Genomic DNA, 3,119 nt, shown 5'->3' on the forward strand with positions numbered 1-3,119 from the left:
ATGGGCCCATCTCTTTGCGACGAAGCAGCGATGCAGCAGCAGCTTTTAATCCTGCAGCAGCTGGAGTCTAAACAATGATAAAGCGAGGCTGATTCTTTTGACGAAGAAATTGAAAGTCATGACGATATTCGGTACACGGCCGGAAGCCATCAAAATGGCGCCGCTTGTACTGGAACTGCAAAAACATCCGGACACGATCGAGCCGCTTGTTACAGTGACAGCGCAGCACCGTGAAATGCTTGATCAGGTGCTTGAAACTTTCAAGATCACACCGGATTTTGATCTGAACATCATGAAAGACCGCCAGACGTTAATCGAAGTCACTACGCGGGCGCTCGAAGGCCTTGATAAGGTGATGAAAGAAGCACAGCCGGATATCGTTCTCGTGCACGGCGATACGTCGACTACTTTTGTCGCAAGCCTTGCAGCTTTCTATAATCAGGTTGCAGTGGGACATGTCGAAGCAGGTCTTCGCACGCACAATAAGTTCTCGCCTTATCCGGAAGAAATGAACCGGCAGCTGACAGGCGTTATTGCGGATCTGCATTTTGCGCCGACTGAAAAATCAGCGCAGAATCTGCGGGCAGAGAACAAAAAAGAAGAACTGATCTACATCACCGGCAATACGGCGATCGACGCCTTGCAGACGACTGTGAAAGATACTTATTCACATCCCATTCTTGAAAAAATCGGTTCTGACCGCATGATCCTGCTGACGGCTCATCGCCGTGAAAATCTGGGGCAGCCGATGCGCAATATGTTCCGAGCCATCAAACGCCTGATCGAAGAGCACGATGACATCCAGGTTGTTTACCCGGTCCATATGAATCCGGCCGTGCGTGAAGTGGCGGACGAAGTGCTTGGCCGCGATCCGCGCATCCATCTGATCGAACCGCTTGAAGTATTGGATTTCCATAACTTCGCGGCACGTTCCTTCATTATATTGACGGATTCAGGCGGCATTCAGGAAGAAGCACCGTCGCTCGGCAAACCGGTTCTGGTGCTCCGTGATACGACGGAACGTCCGGAAGGCATCGACGCCGGCACATTGAAACTCGCCGGTACGGATGAAGAGACGATCTATGGACTTGCAAAAGAGCTGTTGACAGATGAAGCAGCCTATAAGGCAATGTCGCATGCTTCGAACCCTTACGGAGACGGCAAAGCATCGGGCCGGATAGTCGAAGCGCTGCTCGACTATTTCAGCAAGAAATAATCATATTGTGAATTTTTGTCCACAATATGTCAGCCGCTTTTTGCTTGTGAAGTTTTTCACTTCTATCAATTGACATGATTTTACCCCTATTGTATGCTTACAAAGGGTATGCATGAAAAGGTTTTTTTACATAATATTTTATGGTAAAAGCCTGATGCGACTGCTCTTTTATAGGGGTAAAATGTCAAATCAACGAATTTCGAGGGGTTTATCATGCACCCGAAAAAAAGTCCCTTACAAGCGATGGCACTTTACAGCGCCATTCTCTCACAACTTGTCGGTTCCACGCTCATCGGTGTGTTCACAGGTATGTGGCTCGATGGAAAGTTCGGAACCGCCCCGCTCTTTCTGGTCATCTGCCTCTTCGCAGGCATCTCAGCAGGCGTTTGGGCAATGCTTCAGACCGTCCAAAAATTCGAATCAGGAGACAAGTAAAAAATGGATGGACTCAGGGAGATTTTCACAAGACAAAAAAGGATAATTTTCTTTATCCTGGCATTGTTCGTGCTTGGCTGGGGATTCACCCCGTACCAGGACATCTTTGCCGGTCTGATTATCGGAACTTTGTTCGGCATTTATAATATGTGGATCCTGGTCCGCAGAATGGACAAATTTGACCGGGCGATGGTTGAAGGCTCGAAAGTTCGTTCCCTTGGAACGGCATTACGGTTTGCATCAGGTGTAGCAGCTGTGGCGATTGCGATATTATTCGCAGAGCACATTCACTTGGTCAGTACGGTAATTGGATTGATGATTCCATATATCCTCCTTTTGGCGGAGCGGATCATCCATCACGTGAAACACCATTAAGAATGTGGAAAGAGAGGTGAAACTATCGTGGATCATGGAGCTCCAATGTGGCAAGATCCGCTGTTCGGTCTGTGGTTTAACTTATCCAACGTTATGATGCTTATAGTAGCCGCAGTTGTCGTGTTCCTAATCGCATTCATTTCAACGCGGAACTTACAGCTGAAACCGGGCGGAATGCAAAACTTCATGGAATGGATCATGGATTTTGTAAAAGGCATCATAAAGAGCAATATGGACTGGAAAGACGGCGGACGGTTCCATGTACTTGGGATTACGCTGCTCATGTTCATCTTTGTTTCGAATATGCTGGGTCTGCCATTCGCAATCATTATTGAAGGAGATCTTTGGTGGAAATCACCGACAGCTGATCCGACAGTAACAATGACTCTGGCAGCAACAATCATCATTTTGAGTCATTATTACGGCATTAAGCAAAAAGGCTTGAAAGGCTATGGTGCAGATTATCTGAAACCGATGCCATTCCTGCTCCCGCTGAAAATCGTCGAAGAATTCGCAAATACGCTGACACTCGGTCTGCGTCTTTACGGAAACATCTTTGCCGGTGAGATCCTTTTGGGATTATTGGCAGGGCTGGGTGGAGCAAGTATCTTCGGGTTTGCAGCCGCCGTGCTTCCAATGATGGCTTGGCAAGGATTCTCGATCTTTATCGGGACAATCCAGGCATTCATTTTCGTGATGCTGACGATGGTTTATATTTCGCATAAAACAAGCGAAGACCATTAAACAGAAGACCGCCCATGTGGGCAAAAATAAAAAACAACTATCCTGAGGAGGACACATTACAATGACAGGTTCATTAGGTTTATTAGCAGCAGCAATCGCAGTAGGTTTAGCAGCACTAGGCGCAGGTATCGGTAACGGTCTTATCGTTTCAAAAACAGTTGAAGGTATCGCTCGCCAGCCAGAAGCACGTGGCGCACTTCAAACAGTTATGTTCATCGGTGTTGCATTGGTAGAGGCAGTTCCTATCATCGCAGTAGTTATCGCATTCATCGTTATGAACCAGTAGTATTGAAAAGCGACAGTGAAGAGATGGCCCAAAGTTTATGGGCCCATCTCTTTGCGACGAAGC

The 3,119-nt window shown here is 47.3% G+C and carries 5 protein-coding genes; all 5 read left to right on the forward strand.

The window, feature by feature from the left end:
* The first annotated feature begins 97 nt into the window (after positions 1–97).
* Entirely contained in the window at positions 98–1,216 is a 1,119-nt protein-coding gene (wecB, locus tag KW93_RS08105; RefSeq protein ID WP_033542494.1) for a non-hydrolyzing UDP-N-acetylglucosamine 2-epimerase, read from the forward strand.
* Between the two features lie 213 nt (positions 1,217–1,429).
* Positions 1,430–1,651, forward strand: a complete 222-nt coding sequence (locus tag KW93_RS08110; RefSeq protein WP_033542495.1) for an AtpZ/AtpI family protein — start codon at positions 1,430–1,432, stop codon at positions 1,649–1,651.
* A 3-nt stretch (positions 1,652–1,654) separates the two neighbouring features.
* Positions 1,655–2,026, forward strand: a complete 372-nt coding sequence (locus KW93_RS08115) for an ATP synthase subunit I (protein WP_033542496.1) — start codon at positions 1,655–1,657, stop codon at positions 2,024–2,026.
* A 27-nt stretch (positions 2,027–2,053) separates the two neighbouring features.
* The gene (gene atpB, locus KW93_RS08120; RefSeq protein WP_033542497.1) at positions 2,054–2,770 is read left to right on the forward strand and encodes a F0F1 ATP synthase subunit A; all 717 of its coding nucleotides are present in this window, start codon (positions 2,054–2,056) and stop codon (positions 2,768–2,770) included.
* A gap of 61 nt (positions 2,771–2,831) precedes the next feature.
* Complete coding sequence (gene atpE, locus KW93_RS08125; protein ID WP_033542498.1) at positions 2,832–3,056, forward strand: F0F1 ATP synthase subunit C; 225 nt, start codon at positions 2,832–2,834, stop codon at positions 3,054–3,056.
* Positions 3,057–3,119 lie beyond the last annotated feature (63 nt).

The sequence above is a fragment of the Planococcus sp. CAU13 genome (assembly GCF_000775575.1).
GTDB lineage: Bacteria > Bacillota > Bacilli > Bacillales_A > Planococcaceae > Planococcus.

What these genes read in the sequence shown, in the direction of transcription:
- KW93_RS08110 (WP_033542495.1), top strand. Translation starts at nt 1,430, where the DNA reads ATGCACCCGAAAAAAAGTCCCTTACAAGCGATGGCACTTTACAGCGCC.
- KW93_RS08115 (WP_033542496.1), top strand. Translation starts at nt 1,655, where the DNA reads ATGGATGGACTCAGGGAGATTTTCACAAGACAAAAAAGGATAATTTTC.
- atpE (WP_033542498.1), top strand. Translation starts at nt 2,832, where the DNA reads ATGACAGGTTCATTAGGTTTATTAGCAGCAGCAATCGCAGTAGGTTTA.